17 protein-coding genes are annotated in these 24,048 nt (G+C 71.3%); 4 read left to right on the top strand and 13 right to left on the bottom strand.

All coding sequences use genetic code 11. The features are described from left to right. Window positions 1-31: 31 nt before the first annotated feature. From ACWIHT_RS08225 to ACWIHT_RS08205, 5 genes are all read right to left on the bottom strand, one after another. Window positions 32-241: a hypothetical protein gene (locus ACWIHT_RS08225; protein ID WP_456165641.1), complete on the bottom strand. Its 210-nt coding sequence runs from the start codon at window positions 239-241 to the stop codon at window positions 32-34. 134 nt (window positions 242-375) lie between these two features. Beyond that, complete coding sequence (locus tag ACWIHT_RS08220; RefSeq protein ID WP_456165639.1) at window positions 376-705, bottom strand: hypothetical protein; 330 nt, start codon at window positions 703-705, stop codon at window positions 376-378. Continuing rightward, entirely contained in the window at window positions 702-1,070 is a 369-nt protein-coding gene (locus tag ACWIHT_RS08215) for a WhiB family transcriptional regulator (RefSeq protein WP_019072119.1), read from the bottom strand. Before ACWIHT_RS08215 ends, ACWIHT_RS08220 begins: the two co-directional genes overlap by 4 nt. Window positions 1,071-1,244: 174 nt before the next feature. After that, window positions 1,245-1,562: a hypothetical protein gene (locus ACWIHT_RS08210; RefSeq protein ID WP_456165637.1), complete on the bottom strand. Its 318-nt coding sequence runs from the start codon at window positions 1,560-1,562 to the stop codon at window positions 1,245-1,247. Window positions 1,563-1,730: 168 nt separating this feature from the next. Beyond that, on the bottom strand, window positions 1,731-3,929 hold the full coding sequence (locus ACWIHT_RS08205) for an ATP-dependent DNA helicase UvrD2 (protein ID WP_456165635.1): 2,199 nt from the start codon (window positions 3,927-3,929) through the stop codon (window positions 1,731-1,733). A 184-nt stretch (window positions 3,930-4,113) separates the two neighbouring features. On the opposite strand from ACWIHT_RS08205, the gene ACWIHT_RS08200 reads away from it, so the two are divergent. Further along, a complete protein-coding gene (locus ACWIHT_RS08200; RefSeq protein WP_019072117.1) occupies window positions 4,114-4,356 on the top strand; it encodes a mycoredoxin in 243 nt (80 codons plus the stop codon). Window positions 4,357-4,443: 87 nt separating this feature from the next. Here the strand turns inward: ACWIHT_RS08200 and nudC are convergent, their stop codons facing one another. From nudC to ACWIHT_RS08175, 5 genes are all read right to left on the bottom strand, one after another. Further along, a complete protein-coding gene (gene nudC, locus ACWIHT_RS08195) occupies window positions 4,444-5,388 on the bottom strand; it encodes an NAD(+) diphosphatase (RefSeq protein WP_456165632.1) in 945 nt (314 codons plus the stop codon). A gap of 154 nt (window positions 5,389-5,542) precedes the next feature. Next, window positions 5,543-6,955, bottom strand: a complete 1,413-nt coding sequence (locus tag ACWIHT_RS08190) for a dipeptidase (protein ID WP_456165630.1) — start codon at window positions 6,953-6,955, stop codon at window positions 5,543-5,545. A gap of 72 nt (window positions 6,956-7,027) precedes the next feature. After that, a complete protein-coding gene (locus ACWIHT_RS08185; protein WP_456165628.1) occupies window positions 7,028-10,570 on the bottom strand; it encodes a UvrD-helicase domain-containing protein in 3,543 nt (1,180 codons plus the stop codon). Window positions 10,571-10,670: 100 nt separating this feature from the next. After that, a complete protein-coding gene (locus ACWIHT_RS08180) occupies window positions 10,671-14,045 on the bottom strand; it encodes an ATP-dependent helicase (RefSeq protein ID WP_456165626.1) in 3,375 nt (1,124 codons plus the stop codon). Window positions 14,046-14,302: 257 nt separating this feature from the next. Beyond that, on the bottom strand, window positions 14,303-14,689 hold the full coding sequence (locus tag ACWIHT_RS08175; RefSeq protein WP_456165624.1) for an MGMT family protein: 387 nt from the start codon (window positions 14,687-14,689) through the stop codon (window positions 14,303-14,305). Window positions 14,690-14,875: 186 nt separating this feature from the next. Between ACWIHT_RS08175 and ACWIHT_RS08170 the strand changes: the two genes are divergently transcribed. The 3 genes from ACWIHT_RS08170 (at window position 14,876) to ACWIHT_RS08160 (ending at window position 20,973) form a co-directional block, all read left to right on the top strand. After that, the gene (locus ACWIHT_RS08170; protein ID WP_456165622.1) at window positions 14,876-17,632 is read left to right on the top strand and encodes a lysylphosphatidylglycerol synthase transmembrane domain-containing protein; all 2,757 of its coding nucleotides are present in this window, start codon (window positions 14,876-14,878) and stop codon (window positions 17,630-17,632) included. Between the two features lie 96 nt (window positions 17,633-17,728). Continuing rightward, window positions 17,729-19,273 carry an alpha/beta hydrolase gene (locus ACWIHT_RS08165; protein WP_456165620.1) on the top strand — a complete coding sequence of 515 codons (1,545 nt, stop codon included), beginning with the start codon at window positions 17,729-17,731 and terminating at the stop codon, window positions 19,271-19,273. Between the two features lie 137 nt (window positions 19,274-19,410). After that, complete coding sequence (locus ACWIHT_RS08160; protein WP_456165618.1) at window positions 19,411-20,973, top strand: alpha/beta hydrolase; 1,563 nt, start codon at window positions 19,411-19,413, stop codon at window positions 20,971-20,973. Window positions 20,974-21,059: 86 nt separating this feature from the next. On the opposite strand, the gene moeZ is transcribed toward ACWIHT_RS08160, so the two are convergent. The 3 genes from moeZ to ACWIHT_RS08145 form a co-directional block, all read right to left on the bottom strand. Beyond that, window positions 21,060-22,238, bottom strand: coding sequence for an adenylyltransferase/sulfurtransferase MoeZ (gene moeZ, locus ACWIHT_RS08155; RefSeq protein WP_456165616.1), 1,179 nt, complete (start codon window positions 22,236-22,238; stop codon window positions 21,060-21,062). Window positions 22,239-22,302: 64 nt separating this feature from the next. Further along, on the bottom strand, window positions 22,303-23,052 hold the full coding sequence (locus tag ACWIHT_RS08150) for a spherulation-specific family 4 protein (protein ID WP_456165614.1): 750 nt from the start codon (window positions 23,050-23,052) through the stop codon (window positions 22,303-22,305). After that, window positions 23,040-23,996: an NAD-dependent epimerase/dehydratase family protein gene (locus ACWIHT_RS08145; protein WP_456165612.1), complete on the bottom strand. Its 957-nt coding sequence runs from the start codon at window positions 23,994-23,996 to the stop codon at window positions 23,040-23,042. The genes ACWIHT_RS08150 and ACWIHT_RS08145 overlap by 13 nt, the downstream gene beginning before the upstream one ends. Between the last annotated feature and the right edge of the window lie 52 nt (window positions 23,997-24,048).

Here is a 24,048-nt window from a genome sequence, read left to right as displayed (position 1 = left end):
CCGCGCGAGAACGGGCGCGGTCGGTCGCGGCCTACCACCAGTCGGAGTCCAGTCGTCCCTCGATCGCTCTGAGGTTCTCCCTGGCGCAGGTGTCGCAGAAGTAGTGCCGGGTTCCGTTCTCCACGGAACAGGTCCAGGTGGGTTGCGGGCCTTCGGACCGGGCGCCGCAGCGGGCGCACACAAGGGGTTGGGGCTCCGCGGTGGAGGCGCTGGTGTCACTGCCTCCGGGACGACTCGTCACGCGGCGACGATATCGCCGCGGCCGGGGATCGGGGGCGGAACGCACCGCGGGGGCCGGTCCGTTCGGACGGACCGGCCCCCGCGGGGAGCATTCGCCTCCCGGGCTGGGGAGGCCACCGCTTCAGGTGTGATCGATCACTGCATGACGGCCACGGCGAGCGCACGGCGGGCGCGCATCGAGGCGCGCTCGGCCCTGCGCTGCATCCGGCGAGCGACCAGCAGGTGGGTGCCCTGCCGTTCCCGCTCGGCCGCCCGCAGGCGCTCGTGCATATGCGCACGGGCCAGGGCTTCTGGGATGAGTTGCATCTCTCGGGTCCTGTTCTGGCGCGACTCGGTCGCACCGATGGTGGTGAAGTCTGGGATCGCGGAGCCCGCGGGCTCGCTGGGAGTGGACGGCTTCATCGGGGCCTGCTTCTTGGGGTCGTGCGTGAGGGGGCGGTCGATCGTTCCGAAGATGGTGTTCATGCCGTGACCGGGTTCTTGCGCGGACGGCCACGCGGCCGCTTGCGGGCCACGACGACACCCTGGACGAAGAGCTCGCCACCCCAGACGCCCCAGGGCTCACGCCGCTCCTTGGCGCCGGCGAGGCAGGCCTCGATCAGCGGGCAGGTGCGGCAGAGGGACTTGGCGTACTCGACATCGGCCGGCGACTCGGCGAAGAAGACCTCCGGGTCGTAGGAACGGCAGGGGACGGGCACGCCGAGGTTCTCGATGGCGTCGTCGAGCGCGGTGAGCGCAGTGAGCGGAGTCAAGGTGGAGTCCTCCGTGAGGCCGGGCGGGGGGATCGTTTCGGAAGGCGGTACGGACGGGGCGTGCGCTTCGAGTTGCACGGCTGTTCTTCCTCGTCTGGTCGGTCCGGCCCTGTTGGGCCGGGTGTCGGCTTGGTACCGGGTTCTTTTCTTGTCCCGAGGCCCCTTCGCTCCGTCATCCCCGTTCGGGGACAAACAGAAGGGCCGCGGATCCCGGATGGGGTTCCGCGGCCCTGAAGGCGCCGGCCTGATCGATCAGGCTGGATCACTCCAGGGTTCTGGCCCACGGAAGGCCCACATCTGGTGGTGCTGCGTCGTCCGCTTCCGGCTTCCGGCACCGGGTGCAAAGGCATAGGCCTGCGCCTGTGCTCCTACTGCTTCCAGTGCCTTGGTCGGTCGCTCATTGCGCTCACGGATGGGAAGAACCGCGAGAGACAGGACGGACGCCGGACGGGCGGCAGAGATGCCGGACAGACCGGTGCCCAGGTTCGAAACGCCGAGCATGCACAGGGAGACGACCGAGGGATCGGTCATTTTCACGATGCTGGCGGAGCTGGTGTTGATGCTGATCACTGGAATCGCCTCCTCTCGGCGTCTCGGGGGACCGGGGGTGAACCCGATCCTTCGGATATGCAAGTACATCACGGAATCAGGGCCTCCGAGAAGGCCTTCTGTTCCCGTGGCTTAGAACCTATGGGGATCGCCGGGGCATGCGCAAACTATTTTTCCGACGAGTTTTCATCAGTCCCCCGCGACACCCTCCGCAGGCTCCTGACCGCCGCAGATGGCCAGGACGTCGACCCCGTAGCGGTTGAGCTTGCGCACTCCGACGCCCGGGATCCGTGCGAGTTCGCCCTCGTCGTCGGGGACGGTCTCGGCGATCGCCATCAGCGTCTTGTCGGTGAAGACGCAGAACGCCGGCTGGCCGCTGCGCTGCGCCTGGACCTCCCGCCACTCGCGCAACCGCTCGTAGAGGCCCTCGTCCATGTCGGACGGGCAGTCCTCGCAGCGCATCAGTTTCATCTCGCCGGCGTCGGTGAGCGTACGACCGCAGACCCGGCAGCGGGCCACGGTGCGCTGTGTCCGCCGTGGGACGGCTGTGGGGCCGCTGCCCGTGTAGCCGCGCTCGATACCGCCGGGGGCGACCAGGCCGGGTCTGCCCGCGGCACCGGTCGAGCCGGGGCGCAGACCGTCCAGGAAGCGGCTGGGGCGGCGGTTGGGGCGACTGCCGGGTGAGCGGGCGAGCGCCCAGGAGACGTGGAGCCGCTCTCTTGCGCGGGTGACCCCGACGTACAGGAGGCGGCGCTCCTCCTCGATCTGTTCGTCGGTCTTCGCGTAGGAGATCGGCATCATGCCCTCGGCGACGCCGACCAGGAAGACGACGTCCCACTCCAGGCCCTTGGCCGAGTGCAAGGAGGCGAGCGTGACGCCCTGGACGGTCGGGGCGTGCTGGGCGTTCGCCCGCTCGTCGAGTTCGGCGACCAGGTCGGCGAGGGTGGCTCCGGGTCTGGCCGCGGCGAAGTCCTGGGCGAGGTTGACCAGGGCGGCCAGGGACTCCCAGCGCTCTCTGACGGCTCCGGAGCCGGCCGGTGGCTCGGTGGTCCAGCCCTCGCCGGAGAGGACGGCACGGACCTGGGAGGGCAGGTCGACGACGTCGTCGAGGAGGGAGTCGTTGCCGCCGAAGCGGGCCGCGCCGCGCAGGGCGACGCCGGCCTTGCGGACCTCGGGGCGGTCGAAGAACCGCTCGGCCCCGCGCAGTTGGTAGGGAACTCCCGCGTCGGCCAGGGCCTGTTCGTAGGTCTCGGACTGGGAGTTCGTGCGGAACAGGATCGCGATCTCGCTCGCCGGCACGCCCGCCGCCATCAGGTCACGGATGCGGCGCGCGGCGCCCTCGGCCTCGGCGGGCTCGTCGGTGTAGTCGGCGTAGACGGGTTCGGGGCCCGCGGCGCGCTGGGAGATCAGCTCCAGCCGGTGGTCGGCGGCCCTGCCTCGGGCCTGGGAGAGCAGACCGTTGGCGAGGTGCACGACCTGGGGTGTGGAGCGGTAGTCGCGGACCAGCTTGACGACGGTGGCGCCGGGGTGACGGGTGCGGAAGTCGAGGAGGTGGTCGGGGGTCGCCCCGGTGAACGAGTAGATCGTCTGGCTGGCGTCGCCGACGACGCACAGATTGTCGCGATCGCCGAGCCACAGCTCCAGGAGGCGCTGCTGGAGCGGGCTGACGTCCTGGTACTCGTCGACCACGAAGTGCTGGTACTGGGAACGGACCTGTTCGGCGATGTCGTGCCGGTCCTGGAGCACGGCGACGGTCAGCAGCAGGACGTCCTCGAAGTCGATGACCGCGCGGTCGCGTTTGACGTCCTCGTAGGCGGCGTAGAGCTGGGCGATCTCGGCGGGTGCGCGGGGGACGTCGCGGCCCGCCTTGGCCGCCGCGGCGGCGTAGTCGGAGGGGACGGTCTGGGTGACCTTGGACCACTCGATCTCGGCGGTGACGTCCCGCAGTTCACCGCGGTCGAGTCGGATGCGGCAGGCCGCCGCCGCGTCGGCGACGAGCTGGATCTTGCGGTCGACGAGTCGGGGAATACTGCCACCGATCGCTTTCGGCCAGAAGTACTGGAGCTGACGCAGGGCGGCCGAGTGGAACGTACGTGCCTGCACTCCCGTGGCACCGAGTTGGCGCAGCCGGCCGCGCATCTCGCCGGCGGCGCGGTTGGTGAAGGTGACGGCCAGCACGCTGGAGGACTGTAGGACCCCCGCGCGCACCCCGTAGGCGATGCGGTGGGTGATCGCCCGTGTCTTGCCCGTGCCGGCGCCCGCCAGCACGCACACCGGACCGCGCAGGGCGGTCGCCACCTCGCGCTGCTCGGGGTCGAGCCCTTCGAGCACCGCGTCGGCCGAGTCCGGTACCTGCGGGAAGAGGGGGGAGTGCGTTGCTGCTGTCACACGGCCATGCTGCCAGGTCGCCGGAGACGGGTGAGCCGGTTGTCCACAGGGAGGCACCCGCGGTCGTACTAATGCGGCAGGCGTCACGTCCCGTGGGATACCCCCGGCGGGAATGGCGGGTGCGTCACGTACGTTTCCTCCACTGCGAGGACCTATTCCCTGAGCTGTTGAGGAGCGCGAGAGAATGTCGGGCACCGTGACGATGTACAGCACGACCTGGTGCGGTTACTGCCGTCGGCTGAAGAGCCAGATGGACCGCGAGGGCATCGCGTACAACGAGGTCAACATCGAGCTGGACCCGGATTCCGCGGCGTTCGTCGAGAAGGCGAATGGCGGGAATCAGACGGTCCCGACCTTGCTCTTCGCCGATGGTTCGACGCTCACGAACCCTTCGCTGGCCCAGGTCAAGCAGAAGGTCGGCGCCTGATCGACGATCGGCCCACACGGCTCGGCAGAAGGCGGCTCCTGAAACGTCAGGGGCCGCCTTCTTGCTGTCTGCGTCTTCGTGTCGGCCTCAGACGAAAGTCCTCGTCGGCAGCGGCTTGCCGTACCAGAGTTCGATCAGGCGGGCCGCGATCGAGATGCCGTAGGGCGGCAGCACCTCTTCGGACTCGAAGGCTGCGCGCAGTTCCTCGCGGGAGAACCAGCGGGCCTCGTGGATCTCGTCACCGTCGACGTTGATCTCCGTCGAGGTGGCGCGGGCCATGAAGCCGAGCATGAGGCTGGACGGGAAGGGCCAGGGCTGGCTGGCGACGTACTCGACGTGGCCGACGGTGATGCCGGCCTCCTCGAAGACCTCGCGGCGCACCGACTGCTCGATGGACTCGCCGGGCTCCACGAAGCCGGCGAGCGTCGAGAAGCGGCCCTCGGGCCAGTGGACCTGGCGGCCGAGCAGGATGCGGTCCTCCTCGTCGGTGACCGCCATGATCACGGCGGGGTCGGTGCGCGGGTAGTGCTCGGCGCCGCAGGCCGGGCAGCGGCGGATGTGGCCGGCCGCGGCGATCACCGTGCGCTCGCCGCAGCGGGAGCAGAAGCGGTGCAGGCGCTGCCAGTTCTCCAGGGCGACCGCGTGCACCATCAGGCCCACGTCCCGGGGAGACAGCAGCAGGCCCGCCTCGCGCAGGCCCGCCGCCCGTGCCGACTGGTCGATACGGCCGGGCAGCGCGTCCTTCTGGAGCGCGAAGTAGCTGACGCCGTCCTCGTCGGTGCCCAGGAAGTAGCGGTGGGCCTCGGTGAGGGGGGCCTCGAAGGACGGGGTCATGACGAGTTCGGTGCTGCCGTCGGGTGTCTCGTCGATGAGGACCTGACCGCCGGAGACCACGAAGCAGCGGGTGGTGGGGTGGCTCCACGCCGCGGCGAGCCAGGCCTCGTCGAGCCGGTGGTGGGCGGCTCGGTCGATGCCGCTCGGGGCGGTGAGCGAGATGGGTCGATCGGCTGTGTGGTCGGTCCAGGTGGTCACGGGTGCTTCCAACTCCCCCGGCAATGCGGATTGTTTCGGCGGGCGGTTCAGCGGGACGTACGGCAGGAGGCGACCGGGTCCGGCGGGGACGGGTGTGCGGGGCGGTTCTTCAAGTGTGCCTCGCGCGCGTCGCCGTTCCGGATCGCGTGGTTCGTCAGGGCGCGTGGCGCCAGGTGTCGGCGAGGTCTCCCCACAGGTGGGCGGTGGTTTCGACGCCCTTGAGGAGGAGGTCGAGTTCGACCTTCTCGTTCGGGGCGTGCCAGCCGTCGGAGGGGACGGAGATGCCCAGGAAGAGGACGGGTGCCCCGAGGACTTCCTGGAGGTCGGCGGCCGGTCCCGAGCCACCCTCGCGGGTGAAGAGGACCGGTTTCTCGAAGGCGGTGGCCATGGCCCGGACGACGGATTGCAGTGCCGGGTGGTCCAGCGGGGTCAGGCACGGGCGCGTGGCCGCGCTGAACGTGATCTCCTGCCGGATTCCGTCGGGCACCTGCCGGGCGGCCCAGTCGCGGACGACCTTCTCGATGTGGTCGGGGTCCTGGCCCGCGACCAGCCGGAAGGAGAGCTTCACCATGGCCGAGGACGGGATGATCGTCTTGCTGCCCGCGCCCTGGTAGCCGCCGCCGATGCCGTTGACCTCGGCGGTGGGGCGGGCCCAGATGCGCTCCAGGGTGGTGTGTCCGGCCTCTCCGTGGGTGGCGTGCGACTTGGCGGTGCGCAGCCACTCCCGCTCGTCGAAGGGCAGTTCGGCGAAGAGCTCGCGCTCCTGCTCGGTGAGTTCGACGATGCCGTCGTAGAAGCCGGGGACCGTCACGCGTGCGTGCTCGTCGTGCAGGGCGGCGACGAGGCGGGCGGCGGCGGTCGCCGGGTTGGGCACGGCGCCGCCGAAGGAGCCGGAGTGGATGTCCTGGTCGGGGCCGTGCAGCCGGATCTCGCACTCGGCGAGGCCGCGCATGCCGGTGCACACCGTGGGGGTGTCCTCGGACCACATGCCGGTGTCGGAGACGATCACGGCGTCGGCGGCGAGCCGGTCGGCGCGCTCCTCGACGAGTGCCCGGAAGTGCGGGGAGCCGGACTCCTCCTCGCCCTCGACGAGCAGCTTCAGGTGCACGGCCGGGGCGGTGCGGCCGGTGGCGGCGAGGTGGGCGCGGACGCCGAGTGTGTGGAAGAACACCTGGCCCTTGTCGTCGGCGGCCCCGCGCGCGTAGAGGCGGTTCCCGTGGACGACGGGCTCGAAGGGCTCGCTGTCCCAGCCGTCCTCGCGGGCGGCGGGCTGTACGTCGTGATGGCCGTAGACGAGGACCGTGGGTGCTTCGGGGTCGTCGGCGGGCCACTCGGCGAAGACGGCCGGTGCGCCCGGGGTCGGCCAGACCTCGACGGTCGGGAAGCCGGTCTCCCGGAGTGCGGCGGCGAGCCAGTCCGCGCTGCGCCGGACGTCGGGCGCGTGCTCGGGCTGCGCCGACACGGACGGGATGCGCAGCCACTCGGCGAGGTCGTCGAGGAAGGCTGCGCGGTGCTGCTCGATGTACGTGCGGACCGCGCTGACGGCACTGTCAACGGTGTGGCTCATGGTCACGAGCCTATCGGCCCGCACTGACATCCTCGGTGGGCGGTTCCTCACAGTTTGCTTGCGCGGTGTCGGCTACTCCCCTTGCGCGCCCGGTGATTCCGCCTGTGTGCCCGGCTCCTCCAGCAGCAGCCGCTCCAGTGCGGCCCGGTCCGGGAGGCCCTCCGGCCTGACGACCTCGCCACCGCGCACGTACAGGAACGCGGCCGTGACCGCTTCCAGGGGCACGCCCTGCCGCTCGGCCCAGGCGAGCCGGTAGATCGCGAGCTGGAGCGGGTCGGCGGTGCGGGTGGTGCTGGTCTTCCAGTCGAGGATCTCGTACGTCGCCCCGTCGCCGTCGCCCTCCTTGTAGACGGCGTCGATACGGCCCCGTACGACGCGGCCTGCGATCGCGAGCTGGAAGGGGGTCTCGACGCGGTAGGGCGTGCGCCGGGCGTACTCGGTGCGTTCGAAGGCGTCCTTGAGTGCTTCCAGATCTCGTTCGTCGGCGATCTCGGCTTCGCTGCCGGGCAGTTCCTCCGGCTCCAGCATGGGCAGGGTCAGCTCTTCGAAGCGTGATTCCACCCAGGCGTGGAAGCGGGTGCCTCGACGTGCGGCGGGTTGCGGGGGGCGCGGCATGGGGCGCGCGAGTTCCCGCGCGAGCCCGTCCGGGTCGGCGGCCAGGTGCAGCAGCTGGGTGGCGGTCAGGGAGGCGGGCAGGGGGACGTCGGTGACGCCTCGGCGGGCGCGCAGAAGCTCCCCGGTGAGCGCGTCGAGGTCGCGGTCCCAGGAGGCGATGGCGCGGGCCTCCTCGGGGGTGAGGCGGGTGCCGGGCGGTTCGGTGGGGTGTGGGTGCGCGTGCCCCGGCGCACTGGGGTGTTCGGCGGGGTCCGGGGCCGTCGCCTGGTGCGGGACGGTCGGGCGGTCCGTGGTCCAGGCGTCCCAGTCGGCGGGGTCGTCTTCCGGGAGGCCGTCTTCGGCATCGAGAGGAGTTTCCTCGTAGAGGGGCTCGTCGTAGGGCGGCTCTTCGTCCTCCGGTGGCGGGGGCCAGTCCGGGTCGTCGTGCGCGTCCGGGTCGTGGGTGACCGCGGGATGGCTGGCCGCGGGATGGCTCTCGTCGTGGGAGGCGAGGCGCTCCAGGTGGTCCATGACCAGCTTGGCGGCCTTGTGGCGGTGGGCCATCGCCGTGTCGTCCAACGGCAGTGGCCAGGCCTGGTCGGCGGTGGCCGTCTGCAGGGCGGGGTTCTCCTCGCCCTCCTCGGGTTCGTCCGCCCAGGCCTCGATCTCGCCGTACCCGGCCGCGGAGTGGTCGTGGAGGGCCTGGAGGAAGTCGGACGGTCCTCGGCGCTTCTTCTGGGTCGGGCCCCACCAGTGGCCGGAGCCGAGGAGCAGGGAGCGGGGGCGGGTGAAGGTGACGTAGCCGAGGCGGAGTTCCTCGGTGTGCTGGTGGTCCTTCATGGCCTCGTGGAAGGCCTTCATGCCCTTGGAGTCCCAGGAGACGACGTCGGGCAGGGTGGCGGTGTCGCCGCGCAGCGCGTGTGGGAGGACCTTGCCCTGGGCGGTCCACTTCTCGCGGCCCTGGCTGCTGGGGAAGGTCCCGGTGACCAGGCCTGGGACGGCTACGACGTCCCACTCCAGACCCTTGGACTTGTGCGCGGTGAGGACCTTGACGGTGTTCTCGCCTCCGGGGAGGGCGTTGTCGAGGCCCTTCTCGTACTGGGCGGCGGTGCGCAGGAAGGCGAGGAAGGCCAGCAGGGTCGCCTCGCCGTCGCCCGCGGCGAAGGAGGCGGCGACATCCAGGAAGTTCGACAGGGTCTCGCGGCGGCGGGCGGCCAACGCGTGCGGGGACGCCGCGAGTTCGACCTCCAGGCCGGTGACGGCCAGGACGCGGTGCAGGACGTCCATCAGGGGGTCGGACAGTGAGCGGCGCAGGTCGCGGAGTTCGGTGGCCAGGCGGGCGAAGCGCACGCGCGCGTCCGGTGAGAAGGGCAGCCCGTCGTCGTCCCCGGCGCCGTCGGAGCCGTAGAGGGGCGTCTCCAGGAACGTGTCGAGGGCGTCGGCCAGCGATATGACTTCGGAGGGGTCGACCCCCTCGACGGCTGCGGCGAGTCGGCGGTCGGGGTCCTCGTCGTCGCCCACGCGCGTGTGGGACACCAGGAGCCGGGCGCGTCGGCCCAGGAGGGCGAGGTCGCGCGGGCCGATGCGCCAGCGCGGGCCGGTCAGCAGCCGGACCAGGGAGGCGTTGGCCCCGGGGTCCTGGAGGACTTCGCAGACGGCGACGAGGTCGGCGACCTCGGGCAGGTGCAGCAGCCCGGCGAGCCCGACCACCTCGACCGGGATGTCGCGGGCGACGAGGGCGCCCTGGATCTCGGCGAAGTCGGTGGCCGTGCGGCACAGGACGGCGATCTCGCCGGGCGCCTTCCCGGTCCGTACGAGGTGGGCGATGGAGTCGGCGAGCCAGTCGATCTCCTCCGCGTGGGTGGGCAGCAGCGCGCAGCGGACCATGCCGTCGCGTTCGGCGCCGGGGGCCGGGCGGAGGGCCTCCACGCCCGCGTGCATGGCGCGCAGGGGCTCCGCGAGGCCGTTGGCGAGGTCGAGGAGGCGGCCGCCGCTGCGGCGGTTCTCGCTGAGCGCCTGGCGGGCGGCGAGGCGGCCGTCGGCGTGCGCGAAGTGCTCGGGGAAGTCGTCGAGGTTGGCGACAGACGCGCCGCGCCAGCCGTAGATCGCCTGGCAGGGGTCGCCGACGGCGGTCACCGGGTGGCCCGTGCCGGCGCCGAACAGGCCTGCCAGGAGGACGCGTTGGGCGACCGAGGTGTCCTGGTACTCGTCCAGCAGCACCACCCGGAACTCGTCGCGCAGGATCTCGCCGACCTCGGGGCGGGTGCGCGCCAGGGTCGCGGACAGGGCGATCTGGTCGCCGAAGTCGAGCAGGTCGCGCTCGCGCTTGGCGGTCCGGTAGCGGCTCACCAGTTCGGTGAGTTCACGGCGGGCGGCGGCCGCCTCGGGGACCTTGCGCAGTTCGGCGTTGCTGAGCTTGCGGCCCTCCAGGTCGCGCAGCAGCTCGGCGTCGTACGCGCGCAACTCCTCGGGGCGTACGAGGTGTTCGGCCAGCTCGCCGTCGAGGGTGAGGAGGTCGCTGACGAGGTCCGGGAAGGAGCGGGTGAGGGCCGGGTAGGGGCCGGGCGCTTCGCGCAGTACGCGCGCGGCGAGCTGGAAGCGGGTGGCGTCGGCGAGCAGGCGGGACGTGGGTTCGAGGCCGATGCGCAGGCCGTGGTCGGTCAGGAGGCGGCCCGCGAAGGCGTGGTAGGTCGAGATCACGGGCTCGCCCGGGGGGTTGTCCGGGTCGATGACGTCGGGGTCGGTGACGCCCGCCTTGATGAGCGCCTTGCGGACGCGCTCGGCGAGTTCACCGGCGGCCTTGTTGGTGAAGGTCAGGCCGAGGACCTGTTCGGGGGCGACCTGGCCGGTGCCGACCAGCCACACCACGCGGGCCGCCATCACCGTCGTCTTGCCCGACCCGGCTCCGGCCACGATCACCTGCGGGGCGGGCGGCGCGATGATGCAGGCCGTCTGCTCCGGGGTGAAGGGGATGCCGAGGAGCTCCTTGAGCTGATCGGGATCGGTGATACGGGCGGGCATGTCGGAGAGGCTAGCGGCGGCCACTGACAGTCGAGGACCAATCGCCTTCGGGGGAAGCAGAAGCGCAGGTCAGCACATGTGGTGCGATGTGTCACGCGCGCTACTCGACCACGTGCCGTCCCTCGGGCCGCGCGCTGCACGAGGCCCGGAACGCGCAGTGCGCGCAGTGCTGGCCGGCCTTCGGCGTGAACCGTTCGTCGAGGACCTTGCCCGCGGCCGTGGCCAGCAGTTCACCGGCCCACTCCCCCTCCAGGGGCTCCTGGGCCTGCACCTTGGGCAGGGTCTCGCCGCCGTCCCGTACGGCGGCGCCCTGGCGCAGCTGGACGAGTTCGGCGCCGCCCGGTTCGGGGCGCACTCCGTCGAAGGCGTCGTCCACGGCGCCTTCCTGGACGGCGAGTTGGTAGACGGCGAGCTGGGGGTGGCGTTCGACCTCGCGGGCGGTCGGCGTCTGTTTGCCGGTCTTGAAGTCGACTACGTAGGCGCGTCCCTCGCCGTCCGTCTCGACGCGGTCCATGGAGCCGCGGATGCGCACTTCGTAGTCGCCCGCTTCGAGGGTGACGTCGAAGTCGTGCTCGCTGGCGACCGGGGTGCGGCCCGCGCGGAGGCTGTTGGAGTCGACGTGCCACTTCAGGAACCGTTCGAGCGCCACGCGCGCGTTGTCCTTCTCCTGCGCCGACTTCCAGGGCGCGTCGAAGGCGAGCGCGTTCCACACGGTGTCGAGGCGTTCCATGAGGACGGCCAGGTCGGCGGGGGTGCGTCCGGAAGCGACTTCGTCGGCGAGGACGTGCACCACGTTCCCGAAGCCCTGGGCGGCGGTCGCGGGGGCGTCGGCCTTCACCTCGCGGCCCAGGAACCATTGCAGGGCACAGGTGTTGGCGAGCTGGTCGAGGGCGCTCCCGGAGAGCACGACGGGCTGGTCGCGGTCGCGCAGCGGCACCTTGCTCTCGGTCGGCTCGAACATGCCCCACCAGCGGTACGGATGCGCGGACGGGACCAGTGGGCGGCCGTCCTCGTCGGCGAGCGCGGCCAGCCGGGCCAGCCTCCGCGCGGCGGCCTCCCTGAGGGTGTCTGACACGCGCGGGTCGACGGTCGTGGCGCGCAGTTCGGCGACCAGCGCGGGGACGGACAGCGGGCGTCGGGGGCGCCCTGTGACGTCCTTGGGCTCGACGCCGAGTTCGGTGAGGAAGCGGGACGGCTGGTCGCCGTCGTCGGCGGGCGCCTTCACGGCGGTGACGACAAGGCGTTCACGCGCGCGCGTGGCGGCTACGTAGAACAGGCGGCGTTCCTCGGCGAGCAGGGCGCCCGGGGTGAGTGGTTCGGCGAGTCCGTCGCGGCCGATGCGGTCGGCCTCCAGGAGCGAGCCGCGGCGGCGCAGGTCCGGCCACAGGCCCTCCTGGACACCGGCCACGACGACCACGCGCCACTCCAGGCCCTTGGAGCGGTGTGCGGTCATCAGCCGTACGGCGTCGGGGCGTACGACGCGCCGGGTGAGGGTGTCGGCGGCGATGTCCTCGGCGTCGATCTCCTCCAGGAAGTTGAGGGCGCCGCGGCCTCCGGTGCGCTCCTCCGCGCGGGCGGCGGTCGCGAACAGCGCGCAGACGGCGTCCAGGTCCCGGTCCGCGTTGCGCCCGGCCGCCCCGCCGCGCAGGGTGGCCCGCTCCAGGCGCCCGGGCCAGGGGGTGCCCTGCCAGAGGTCCCAGAGCGCCTCCTCGGCCGTACCGCCGCCCGCCAGGCGCTCGCGTGCCTTGCGCAGCAGTGCGCCCAGGCGCTGGGCTCCCCGCGCGTACGTGGGGTCGTGCGCGACCAGCCGCTCCGGCTCGGCGAGCGCCCGCGTGAGCAGCTCGTCTGAGGGCGGCGGTACGGGGTTGCCACCGGCCCGCTCCTCCTCGCGCAGCGCCCGGCCCAGGCGGCGCAGGTCGGCGGCGTCCATGGCGGCGAGGGGCGAGGCGAGCAGGGTGAGGGCGGTCTCGGTGTCGAGCCAGGAAGGAGCGGGAGCGAGTTCCTCCGTGGGATCGTCCCCTACGACCTCTGCGTCGTCCTCCGTGTGGACGGCCCCCGCGGCGTCCTCCGTGTGCCCCGACGCCTCGGCGGTGGCCACCGCTCGCAGCGCCGTCAGCAGGGGCGCCACCGCCGGTTCGTGGCGCAGGGGCAGGTCGTCGCCGTCGATGTCCAGGGGGACGCCTGCGGCTGTGAGGGCGCGGCGGACCGTGGGGATCGTCCGGGAGCCGGCGCGCACCAGGACGGCCATGTCGTTCCACGGGACGCCGTCCTCCAGGTGTGCCCTGCGGAGGATGTCGGCGATGTTGTCCAGCTCCGTGCCGGGGGTCGGGTACGTGTACACCTCGACGCGTCCGCCGTCCCGTACCGGGGACAGCTCGCGGTGGGCGCGCACCTTCTGGGCCGGGAGCCGGGTCAGGGGCATGCGCTGGGTCAGCAGGCGGGTGGCGGTCAGCAGAGTGGCGCCGGAGCGGCGGGAGGTCCGGAGCACCTCTACGGGGGCGGGGCTGCCGTCCGCGCGCGGGAAGGCGCTCGGGAAGTCCAGGATGCCGTTCACGTCGGCGCCCCGGAACGTGTAGATCGACTGGTCGGGGTCGCCGAAGGCGACGAGGGTGCGGCCACCGCCGGCGAGGGCGTGCAGGAGTCGTACCTGGGCCGGGTCGGTGTCCTGGTACTCGTCCACGAATACGGCGTCGTACTGGGCGGCGAGCCGTTCGGCGGCCTCGGGGCGGTGGGCCAGGAGCACCGCGCGGTGGACGAGTTCGGCGTAGTCGAGCACTCCTTGGAGGTCGAGTACGTCGAGGTACTCGGCGAGGAAGGCGGCGGCTGCCCGCCAGTCGGGGCGGCCGATGCGGTGGGCGAAGGCGTCCAGGGCCGCGGGGTCCAGGCCGAGTTCGCGGCTGCGGGCGAGGACCGCGCGGACCTCGTCGGCGAAGCCGCGGGTGGTCAGGCAGGCCCGCAGCTCGTCCGGCCAGCGCACATGCGCGAGGCCGAGCCGCTCCAGGTCGGGCTGGCCCGCGAGCAGTTCGCGTACGGCGACGTCCTGTTCGGGGCCGGACAGCAGCCGTAGGGGCTCGACGAACAGGTCGCTGTCCTGGTGGGCGCGGACCAGGGCGTAGCAGAACGAGTGGAAGGTGGTGGCCCGGGGCGCGCGGGCGGCGCCGATGCGCAGTGCCATGCGGTCGCGCAGTTCGACGGCGGCCTTGCGGCTGAACGTCAGCACGAGGATCCGCGCGGGGTCACCTCCCCGGGCGATGCGGGCCGCGACGGACTCCACGAGGGTGGTGGTCTTTCCGGTGCCGGGACCTGCGAGGACGAGCAGCGGACCGGCCCCATGGTCAACCACGGAGCGCTGTGGCGCGTCCAGGTGAGGGGGGACCGGCCGGGTCGGCGGGGTACGCACCAGTCGGTAAGCGCCACGGTTCCCCTGTCGCACCTGGGGGTGCGACAGGCGCCTGGTGGAGGAAGCGGAGCTCACGTGGTTCGCCGGTCCTGGTGGGTGTACTGGTTGGCAGGCTGCCGCGCGTCGAGGTCGGTGGCAGCGGGGTGAGGGGGACGCGTGCAGCCGACGCTACGCCGACGGGTCGTACGGGAGCGGGACTTCCGCCTCTTCCCGCAGGGCTCTCACGACCCGTGTGTCCCTCGCCCCTCGAACGTACGGCATGCCACGGACGTGCCCTGTTTCCCCCGTACGGATCACAGGCCGCACCCGGGCGGGTCCGATGGCGGAAGCTGTCAGGTGTGACCGTCCGCGCGTTCGCCGCCGTCCCATCGCGCCCGATTCATGTCGAGGCGTGGCAGGTGACCTTCGGCGGCCCTGCTCGCCTCCTTCAGAGGGGTGCCCTCCTCGCGGTAGCGGGCGAGGGCCTCCAGTTCGTGGCCAGGCAGCAGGGCGCCGTCCGCGCGGACGACGCGCCACCATTCGACGGCTCCTCCGTAGAGGGCCATCACGCGGCCGACCTGACGCGGTCCGCCCTCCTCCAGCCATTCGGCGACGTCGCCGTAGGTCATGACGCGCCCGGGCGGGATGCGTTCGGCCACGTCGAGGACCCGCTCCGCGTACTCGGGCAGCGCGTCCGCGTGCTCCGGGCCGGTGTCGTCCGGAAGGCTCTGCTCGCTCATCCGCCCCATCCTGCCGCACGGCACCGACAACGCGACGCGCTGGCGACTGTGCCTATCCCTCGCCCCGGAGCGGCGCGTGGGGCAGACTGTGCGCCCCCGCATTTGCACCCTGATGCCCCCGTGTGTCGGTGGGGCATGCCACCATCGTGCGGGCGGTGACCGGTGATACGAGATCAAGAAGAGACGATGAAGCAGCAGGGTGTGCACCCCGAAGACGCGGAGGGCACCTCTGACGCTGCGTCGCGCCCGGACACCGCCAATACGCCCGGGCAGGACCCCTCGGAGGGGCCCGCCGAGACGCCCGCGCCCGACGCCACGCCCGGCCTCGACGACTGCGACGGCGAGACGCACGCCGAAGAGGTCGAGGGCGACGAACCGCTCCTCCCCGCGCGCGTGCACCGCCCTTCCGATCTCATGCGCCTCCTGGTGGGCTTTCTTGCGATCGTCGTACTGCTCGCGATCGCCGCGTTCGCGCACGGCACGACCTCGGGGCTCGAACAGGACATCAACAAGGGCACCGGCCAGGCACCCGACCTGCTGATCAAGATCGCGGGGCTGGCGTCGAGCATCGCCATCCTGTTGGTGCCGGTCGCCTTCGCGATCGAGCGGCTGATCAAGCGCGACGGACTGCGTATCGCCGACGGCGTGCTCGCCGCGGTCCTCGCCCACGGAGTGACACTCGCCACGGACCTGTGGGTCGCCAAGGCCGCCCCGGGCTCCATCCAGGAGGCGCTCACCCAGCCCTCCCCCGGTGACATCCACGCCCTCACCGACCCGGTGCACGGCTATCTGGCGCCCGTCATCGCCTACATGACGGCCGTAGGCATGTCCCGGAGGCCGCGCTGGCGCTCGGTGCTGTGGATCGTGCTGCTGCTGGATGCCTTCTCAATGCTGGTCACCGGGTACACGACACCGTTCTCGATCATCCTGACGGTGCTGATCGGCTGGACCGTCGCCTACGGGACGCTGTACGCGGTGGGCTCCCCGAACGTCCGTCCCACCGGCCGTACGCTGATGGCGGGACTGCGGACGGTCGGCTTCCATCCCGTGGGCGCGGCCCGCGAGGAGGCCGTCGACACCGAGAACGGCGATCGCGGCCGACGCTACTTCGTCACCCTGGAGGACGGTCCACCGCTGGACGTCACCGTGGTCGACCGGGAGCAGCAGGCCCAGGGCTTCTTCTATCGCGCGTGGCGCAATCTGACGCTCCGGGGCTTCGCGACCCGCAGCAGCCTCCAGTCGCTGCGCCAGGCGCTGGAGCAGGAGGCCCTGCTGGCCTACGCGGCGATCGCGGCCGGGGCCAACGCCCCCAAGCTGATCGCGACCTCGGAACTCGGCCCCGACGCCGTCATGCTCGTCTACGAGCACACCGGTGGGCGCACGCTCGACTCGCTCGCGGACGATGAGATCACCGACGATCTGCTGCGCCTGACCTGGCACCAGGTGCAGGCGTTGCAGTCGCGGCGCATCGCCCACCGCAGGCTCGCCGGTGACGCGATTCTGGTGGATCGTTCCGGCAAGGTGATCCTGACCGACCTGCGGGGCGGCGAGATCGCGGCCCGTGAACTGCTACTGCGCATGGACGTCGCCCAGTTGGTGACAACGCTCGGGCTGCGGGTGGGCGCCGAGCGCGCGGTGGCGTCGGCGGTCGGGGTCCTCGGCCCCGACGCCGTGGCGGACTGTCTGCCGATGCTCCAGCCCATCGCGCTGTCGCGCTCCACGCGCGCGACGCTGCGCCGACTGTCCCGGGAGCGGGCCCAGCGGGAGCGCGAGGCGATCCTTGAGGCGTCCCGGCAGACCCGGCTGGCCCACGCGGAGGCGAGTTCGGAGAGCGGCTCGACGCCCGTACTCGAAAAGCCCGACAAGAAGGCCGTACGGGCGGAGCAGCGGGCCGAGAAACGGGCCATCGACGATGCCCTGGACGAGGCGCGCGAGGAGGATCTGCTCACCCAGATCCGCCACCAGGTGCTGCTGATCAGACCGCAGGCGCCGGTCGAACCGGCTCGTCTGGAGCGGGTGCGGCCCCGCACGCTGATCAGTTTCATCGCGGGCGCGATCGGTGCGTACTTCCTGCTGACGCAGCTCACGCACATCGAGTTCGGTCCGCTCGTCGCCAACGCCCAGTGGGGCTGGGTGGCCGCGGCCGTGCTGTTCTCGGCGCTGAGCTACTTCGCGGCGGCGATGGCCCTCCTGGGGTTCGTGCCGGAGCGGGTGCCGTTCCTGCGGGCGGTGGCGGCGCAGGTCGCCGGGTCGTTCGTGAAGATCGTGGCTCCGGCCGCAGTCGGCGGTGTCGCCCTGAACACCCGCTTCCTACAGCGTGCCGGGGTGCGGCCCGGGCTCGCGGTGGCGAGTGTCGGCGCGTCTCAGCTGTTCGGCCTGGGCTGCCACATCCTGATGCTGCTGTCGTTCGGCTATCTCACCGGCACGGAGAAGACGCCGTCGCTGTCGCCGTCCAGGACGGTGATCGCCGGGCTGTTGACGGTGGCGGTGCTCGTGCTCGTGGTGACGTCGGTGCCGTTCCTGCGAAAGTTCCTCGTCACGCGCGTGCGGTCGCTGTTCGCGGGCGTCATCCCGCGCATGCTCGACGTGTTGCAGCGGCCTCAGAAGCTGGTCACCGGCATCGGCGGCATGCTGCTGCTGACGGCCTGCTTCGTGATGTGCCTGGACGCGTCGATCCGGGCGTTCGGCGACCAGTCGACGTCGCTCAGCCTGGCCAGCGTCGCCGTCGTCTTCCTCGCGGGCAACGCGCTCGGTTCCGCCGCCCCCACCCCGGGCGGTGTGGGCGCGGTCGAGGCGAGCCTGACGCTCGGTCTGATCGCCGTCGGCCTGCCCAAGGAGGTCGCCGCTCCCGCGGTGCTGCTGTACCGGCTGCTGACGCTGTGGATTCCGGTGCTGCCGGGCTGGCTGTTCTTCAACCACCTGTCCCGCAAGGGCTCCCTGTAGGGCACGCCCACGGAGGAACATGGGGCACGCACGCGTGCGTACCTCGTACGGCCCGTGCCCCGAGCGCCCTGTCGTATGCGACCTCAGGATGGGACCATGCCGAACCCCTCCCGGCTGCGTGCCGCTGCCCTGACCGCCACCGTCGTCCTGCTGTCCGCCACGCTGGCGGGCTGCGGCGGCGGCTCCAAGGACGAGGATCCGACGGCCCAGAAGCTGAGCTGGAAGGACTGCCCGGCCCCGTCCGAGTCGGAGGGCGGCGGCGCCGCGCCGTCGCCGCTGCCGAACGGCGGCAAGTGGCAGTGCGCCACCATGAAGGCGCCTCTCGACTGGAGCAAGCCCAAGGGCGACACGATCGGGATCGCCCTGGTCCGGGCGAAGACCAGTGGCCCCGCGAACAAGCGGATCGGGTCGCTCGTCTTCAACTTCGGCGGCCCCGGCGGCTCGGGCGTCACCACGCTGCCCGCGTTCGGCGAGGACTACGCGACCCTGCGCACCCGCTACGACCTGGTGAGCTTCGACCCGCGCGGAGTCGGCCGGAGCGCCGGCGTCAAGTGCGAGAGCGACTCCCAGCTCGACGAGTACTTCCAGCAGGACGCCACGCCGGACGACGCGGCCGAGCGGACCAAGCTCCTGGCCAACACCAAGCAGTTCAACGCGGCCTGCGAGAAGAACTCCAAGAAGATCCTCCCCCAGGTGCGCACCACCGACGCGGCCCGCGACATGGACCTGATGCGCCAGGTGCTGGGCGACGACAAGCTGTACTACTTCGGCATCTCCTACGGCACCGAACTCGGTGGTGTCTACGCCCACTTGTTCCCCAAGCACGTGGGGCGCGCCGTCTTCGACGCGGTCGTCGACCCCACGCAGAACGCCGAACAGGGCTCCCTGGGACAGGCCGAGGGCTTCCAACTGGCGCTCGACAACTTCGCCGACGACTGCACGTCGAAGACGACGGACTGTCCGATCGGCGACACCGCGCAGGACGTCAAGGACCGCATCGCGAAGCTGCTCAAGAGCCTCGACAGCAAGCCGATCCCGGGCATCTTCCCCCGCCAGCTGACCCAGACCGCCGCGACCAACGGCATCGCACAGGCGTTGTACTCCAAGGACTTCTGGGAGTACCTCACCGAGGGCCTCGAACAGGCCTACGGCGGTGACGGCAAGGTCCTCATGGTGCTGTCCGACTCGATGAACGGACGCAGCGAGAACGGCGAGTACAGCAACATCGCCGCGGCGAACGTCGCCATCAACTGCGCCGACGAGAAGCCGCGGTACACCACCGACTACGTGGAGGGGAAGCTGCCCGAATTCCGGGCCGCGTCTCCCCTGTTCGGGGACTTCCTGGCCTGGGGCATGGTCAGCTGCACCGACTGGGCCGTGCCCGGCGCCGCCGACCATCCCGACGTGAGCGCGGCCGGTTCGGCGCCGATCCTCGTCGTGGGCAACACCGGTGACCCGGCCACGCCGTACGAGGGCGCGCGGAAGATGGTGGACGCGCTGGGCAAGGGCGTCGCGGTCGAGCTGACGTACAAGGGCCAGGGGCACGGGGCGTACGACAGCAAGAACAAGTGTGTGCAGAGCGCGGTGAACGGCTATCTGCTGAACGGGAAAGTGCCGGCGGCCGGCACCGTCTGCTCCTGACTCTCCCTCTGAAATCCCAGCAAAAGTGCAGGTCAAACGGTTATCCACAGGCCGTCACGGGCTCGGCTCGCGCCGCCTACTATGGCCTGACCGCCATCCGCGGCGTGACGCGGACGGCCTGCGAGGGGGGAATTCACATGGCGCGATTCGTACGGTGGACGGCTCTGGTGGCCGCCGCCGCACTGCTGACGGCCGGCTGTAGCAGCGGCTCGTCGGACGACGGCAAGGGCGGCGCGGGCTCGGGGGAAGCCAAGCCGTCCACGGCCGACTCGTCCTCTGCCGCGTCCACCACGGCCGCGCTGCCCGCGTCGCTGACCGCGCAGAAGCTCGGCTGGGGGCGCTGCAAGGCCACCGGCGACTCGGCCGCGCCCAGCAGCGACTGGCAGTGCGCGACGCTGAAGGTGCCGCTGGACTGGACGAAGCCGGACGGTTCCACGATCGGGCTCGCGCTGATCCGCTCGAAGGCGACCGGCGGCGACCGCATCGGCTCGCTCCTGTTCAACTTCGGTGGCCCCGGCGGCTCGGGCGTGGACTACATGCCGGCGTACTCCACCACCGTGTCCGCGCTGCACGAGCACTACGACCTGGTGAGCTGGGACCCGCGCGGGGTCGCCGCCAGTGAGGGCGTCCGCTGCCGCGGCGACAAGGCGATCCAGGCCGCCGAGGACGTGGACGCCACACCGGACACACCGGCCGAGGAGAAGGCGTACTTCCAGGACGCCATCGACTTCGGCAAGGGCTGCGAGAAGGCCGCCGGAAAGCTGATGTCGCACGTGTCGACGACCGACACGGCCCGCGACATGGACCTGATGCGTCAGGTCCTCGGCGACACGAAGATGCACTACTTCGGCATCTCGTACGGCACCGAACTCGGCGGTGTCTACGCCCACTTGTTCCCGAAGAAGGTGGGGCGGCTGATCCTGGACGCGGTCGTCGACCCGACCGCCGACTCGGTGGGCCACGCGCTGAACCAGACCCGGGGCTTCCAGCGCGCCCTGGACGACTACCTCAAGTCGACGGGACAGGACCCCGCGCAGGGCTCGAAGAAGATCGCGGCCCTGCTGAAGCAGATCGACAGCAAACCGCTGGCGACGTCGAGCGGGCGCGAGCTGACCCAGACGCTCGCCCTGACCGGCATCGTCCTTCCGCTGTACAGCAAGCAGAGCTGGCCCACGCTGACCAGTGCTCTGGACTCCGCGAAGGAGGGCGACGGTTCGGAGCTGCTGGCGCTCGCCGACGGCTACAACGACCGTGACAGCGCGGGGCACTACGGCACGACGACGCATTCACAACGGGTCATATCGTGCTTGGACGACAAGCAGCGGCCGACGCCCGAGCAGACGCAGAAACTGCTGCCGGAGTTCGAGAAGATCTCCCCCGTGTTCGGCGACTTCCTGGGCTGGGACACGGCCGGGTGGTGTCACGACTGGCCGGTGGCCGGGCAGTACGACACCCCGGAGGTCAGCGCGCCCGGTGCGGCGCCGATCCTGGTGGTCGGCAACACCGGGGACCCGGCGACGCCGTACGAGGGTGCCCGCAAGATGGTCGACGAGCTGGGCAAGGGCGTCGGTGTGGAGCTCACCTGGAAGGGCGAGGGCCATGGCGCGTACGGCAGTGGGAGCGACTGTGTCGACTCGACGGTGGACGCGTATCTGCTGAAGGGGACGGTGCCCAAGGACGGCAAGGTCTGCGCCTCGTAGGCCGCACGTCGGTCCGGGTTTCCACCCGGGCAGCGGAAAGGGGCCCGGCACCCATAGTGCCGAGCCCCTCCCAGGAAGGCGTGTGTCTAGTAGACCGGCTTGTCGGGCTCGATCTGGTTGACCCAGCCGATCACGCCGCCGCCGACGTGGACCGCGTCCGCGAAACCGGCCGACTTGAGGACGGCGAGGACCTCCGCGCTGCGGACACCCGTCTTGCAGTGCAGGACGATCTTCTTGTCCTGCGGGAGGGTCTCCAGGGCGGTGCCCATGAGGAACTCGTTCTTGGGGATCAGCTTGGCGCCGGGGATCGAGACGATCTCGTACTCGTTGACCTCACGTACATCGATGATCTCGATGTTCTCGCCGTCGTCGATCCACTCCTTGAGCTGCTTGGGAGTGATCGTCGAACCGGCGGCCGCCTGCTGGGCCTCCTCGGAGACGACGCCGCAGAAGGCCTCGTAGTCGATGAGCTCGGTGACGGTCGCGTTCGGGCCGCAGACCGCGCAGTTGGGGTCCTTGCGGACCTTGACCTGGCGGTACTGCATCTCCAGGGCGTCGTAGATCATCAGGCGTCCGACGAGCGGGTCGCCGACTCCGGTGAGGACCTTGATCGCCTCGGTGACCTGGATGGAGCCGATGGACGCGCACAGCACGCCCAGGACGCCGCCCTCGGCACAGGAGGGGACCATGCCGGGGGGCGGGGGCTCCGGGTAGAGGCAGCGGTAGCAGGGGCCGTGCTCGGACCAGAAGACGGAGGCCTGGCCGTCGAAACGGTAGATCGAACCCCACACGTACGGCTTGTTCAGCAGTACGGCGGCGTCGTTGACCAGGTAGCGGGTCGCGAAGTTGTCCGTGCCGTCGACGATCAGGTCGTACTGGCTGAAGATGTCCATCACGTTCTCGGCTTCGAGCCGCACTTCGTGCAGGACCACGTTCACGTACGGGTTGATGCCCAGCACGGAGTCGCGAGCCGACTCCGCCTTGGAGCGGCCGATGTCGGCCTGGCTGTGGATGATCTGGCGCTGCAGGTTCGACTCGTCGACCTCGTCGAACTCCACGATGCCGAGCGTGCCCACGCCCGCCGCGGCCAGGTACATCAGCGCGGGCGAACCCAGGCCGCCCGCACCCACACAGAGCACCTTGGCGTTCTTCAGCCGCTTCTGCCCGTCCATGCCCACGTCGGGGATGATCAGGTGGCGGGAGTACCTGCGGACCTCGTCTACGGTGAGCTCGGCAGCCGGCTCGACCAGGGGTGGCAGCGACACGGGGTCTCCGTTGGTCGGTCAATCACTGACAGTTGTTCTCCCTGTAACACTGCCATGCCCTTCTTCATTCCGAGACACCCGTTCCGATCCGCGAGACGATCTCGTCCCAGTAGCCGGGCATGGTCTCCCAGGGGTCGGTGCGGCCGCCGCGATCGGTGCGGTCGGTGAAGTAGATGGTCGAGGCACCCTGCCAGCGGGCGATGCGCAGCGCCTCGTCGAGATGGCCGCGCGGGACGCTGTGCACGAAGTGGCAGAAGCGTTCGGGAGGGTGATCGGCGGTCCACTCGGCGACCTGCGACCAGCGGTAGTCCCTCCACGGGCCGGAGAAGGTCACCAACTGGTCGGCGAACTCGGCGTATCCGGCGTGCGGGTGGGTGCCGTGCCCCAGCACGATGTGGGCACCGTCACGGATCTCGCGGAGCGTGGTGACCGTGCGGCGGACCTCGGGGAGCGCGGTGCGTCCGGTGGGGCAGCGGTCCAGGAGGAAGCCGTCGGTCCGGTACCAGTCGCGATAGCGGTGCGCCTCGGAGATCAGTTCGCCGAAGGCACGGGCGCCGTACGCGGCGTCCAGGTGACCGAGAACACGGACACCCGTGTTGCGCAGGCGGCCGACCGCTTCCAGACAGTGCGGGTCGGGCCGCGTCCCCGGGCCGGAGGAGACGTTGAGGACGACCCAGTGCAAGGGGGTTCCGGGGCGGGTGAGTTCGCCCCACTCGGCCGGTGCGACGAGGGGGTGTGCGTACCCGGGGATGCCGAAGCCCGCGCGGACGGCGGTGCCCGCGGTGGCCGCGCTCGTGCTGGTCAGATGCGGCACGCCGCCTCCATCCAGATGTCGGCGAGGGACTCCTCCAGGTTGATCCGGGGCCGCCAGCCGAGCCGGTCGCGCGCGGTGCGCACATCGGCCTGCTGCCAGCTGCCGCAGCCGTCCGGGTACGGGTACGCGACCGGCGCGTGGTCGGGGTCGGTGCGGGGGTGGCCGATGGCGCCCCGCAGTGGTCCGGGCGGACCGTCGAGTTCGTGCAGTGCTCCGCCGTATCCGGCGACGCGGGCGAGGACGGAGGCGGCGTCGCGCAGCCGGACCGCGCGGCCCGAGCCGATGTTGATGACGCCCTGCGCGGCGGAGAGCGAGGCGGCGTGCACGGCACGGGCCACGTCCCGTACGTCGACGAAGTCCCGTTGCGCGCCGAGGCCACCGAGCTTGAGTTCGCCGTCGCCCGACTGCATGGCCCGGCGCATGGCCTCGGCGAGCCGGCCGAGCGGGGAGCCTGCGGGGGTCCCCGGTCCGGCGGGCGAGAAGACGCGCAGGACGACGGCGTCGAGACCGGAGCCCAGGACCAGTTCGGTGGCGGCGAGTTTGCTGACGCCGTACGGGCCGCCGGGGCGGGGCACCGCGTCCTCGGCCGTGGAGGAACCGGGCTGGCTCGGGCCGTACTCGGCGCCGCAGCCGATCTGCACGAGCCGGGCCCCGCAGCCGCTGCGGCGCAGGGCCTCGCAGACGGTGGCGACGGCGACCGTGTTGTGGCGGGTGAGTTCGCGGGCGCCGCCTCTGGTGGCACCGGCGCAGTTGACGACGACTCCGGGGTGCACGGCGTCGAGGAAGCGGGTGAGTGCTCCTGGGCTGCCGGACGCGAGGTCGAAGCGGACGTCGGCGTCGTCGCCGCGGCCGAGCACGGTGAGCTGGACGGCCGGGTCGGCGAGCAGGCGGTCGGCGACGAACCGGCCGAGGTAGCCGTTGGCTCCGATCAGCAGGACCCTCATCGGACGGCTCCCGTGGCCGACTCTCCGGATCGGGAGGTGATCATCTGGTGTT

The sequence above is a fragment of the Streptomyces sp. NPDC002276 genome, assembly GCF_053891435.1.
The sequence above is the reverse complement of the archived record's forward strand: the minus strand, read 5'-3'. Positions and strand labels throughout refer to the sequence as shown.

What these genes read in the sequence shown, in the direction of transcription:
- ACWIHT_RS08220 (WP_456165639.1), bottom strand. Translation starts at nt 705, where the DNA reads ATGAACACCATCTTCGGAACGATCGACCGCCCCCTCACGCACGACCCC.
- ACWIHT_RS08200 (WP_019072117.1), top strand. Translation starts at nt 4,114, where the DNA reads ATGTCGGGCACCGTGACGATGTACAGCACGACCTGGTGCGGTTACTGC.
- ACWIHT_RS08190 (WP_456165630.1), bottom strand. Translation starts at nt 6,955, where the DNA reads ATGAGCCACACCGTTGACAGTGCCGTCAGCGCGGTCCGCACGTACATC.
- ACWIHT_RS08185 (WP_456165628.1), bottom strand. Translation starts at nt 10,570, where the DNA reads ATGCCCGCCCGTATCACCGATCCCGATCAGCTCAAGGAGCTCCTCGGC.
- ACWIHT_RS08175 (WP_456165624.1), bottom strand. Translation starts at nt 14,689, where the DNA reads ATGAGCGAGCAGAGCCTTCCGGACGACACCGGCCCGGAGCACGCGGAC.
- ACWIHT_RS08170 (WP_456165622.1), top strand. Translation starts at nt 14,876, where the DNA reads ATGAAGCAGCAGGGTGTGCACCCCGAAGACGCGGAGGGCACCTCTGAC.
- ACWIHT_RS08165 (WP_456165620.1), top strand. Translation starts at nt 17,729, where the DNA reads ATGCCGAACCCCTCCCGGCTGCGTGCCGCTGCCCTGACCGCCACCGTC.
- ACWIHT_RS08160 (WP_456165618.1), top strand. Translation starts at nt 19,411, where the DNA reads ATGGCGCGATTCGTACGGTGGACGGCTCTGGTGGCCGCCGCCGCACTG.
- ACWIHT_RS08145 (WP_456165612.1), bottom strand. Translation starts at nt 23,996, where the DNA reads ATGAGGGTCCTGCTGATCGGAGCCAACGGCTACCTCGGCCGGTTCGTC.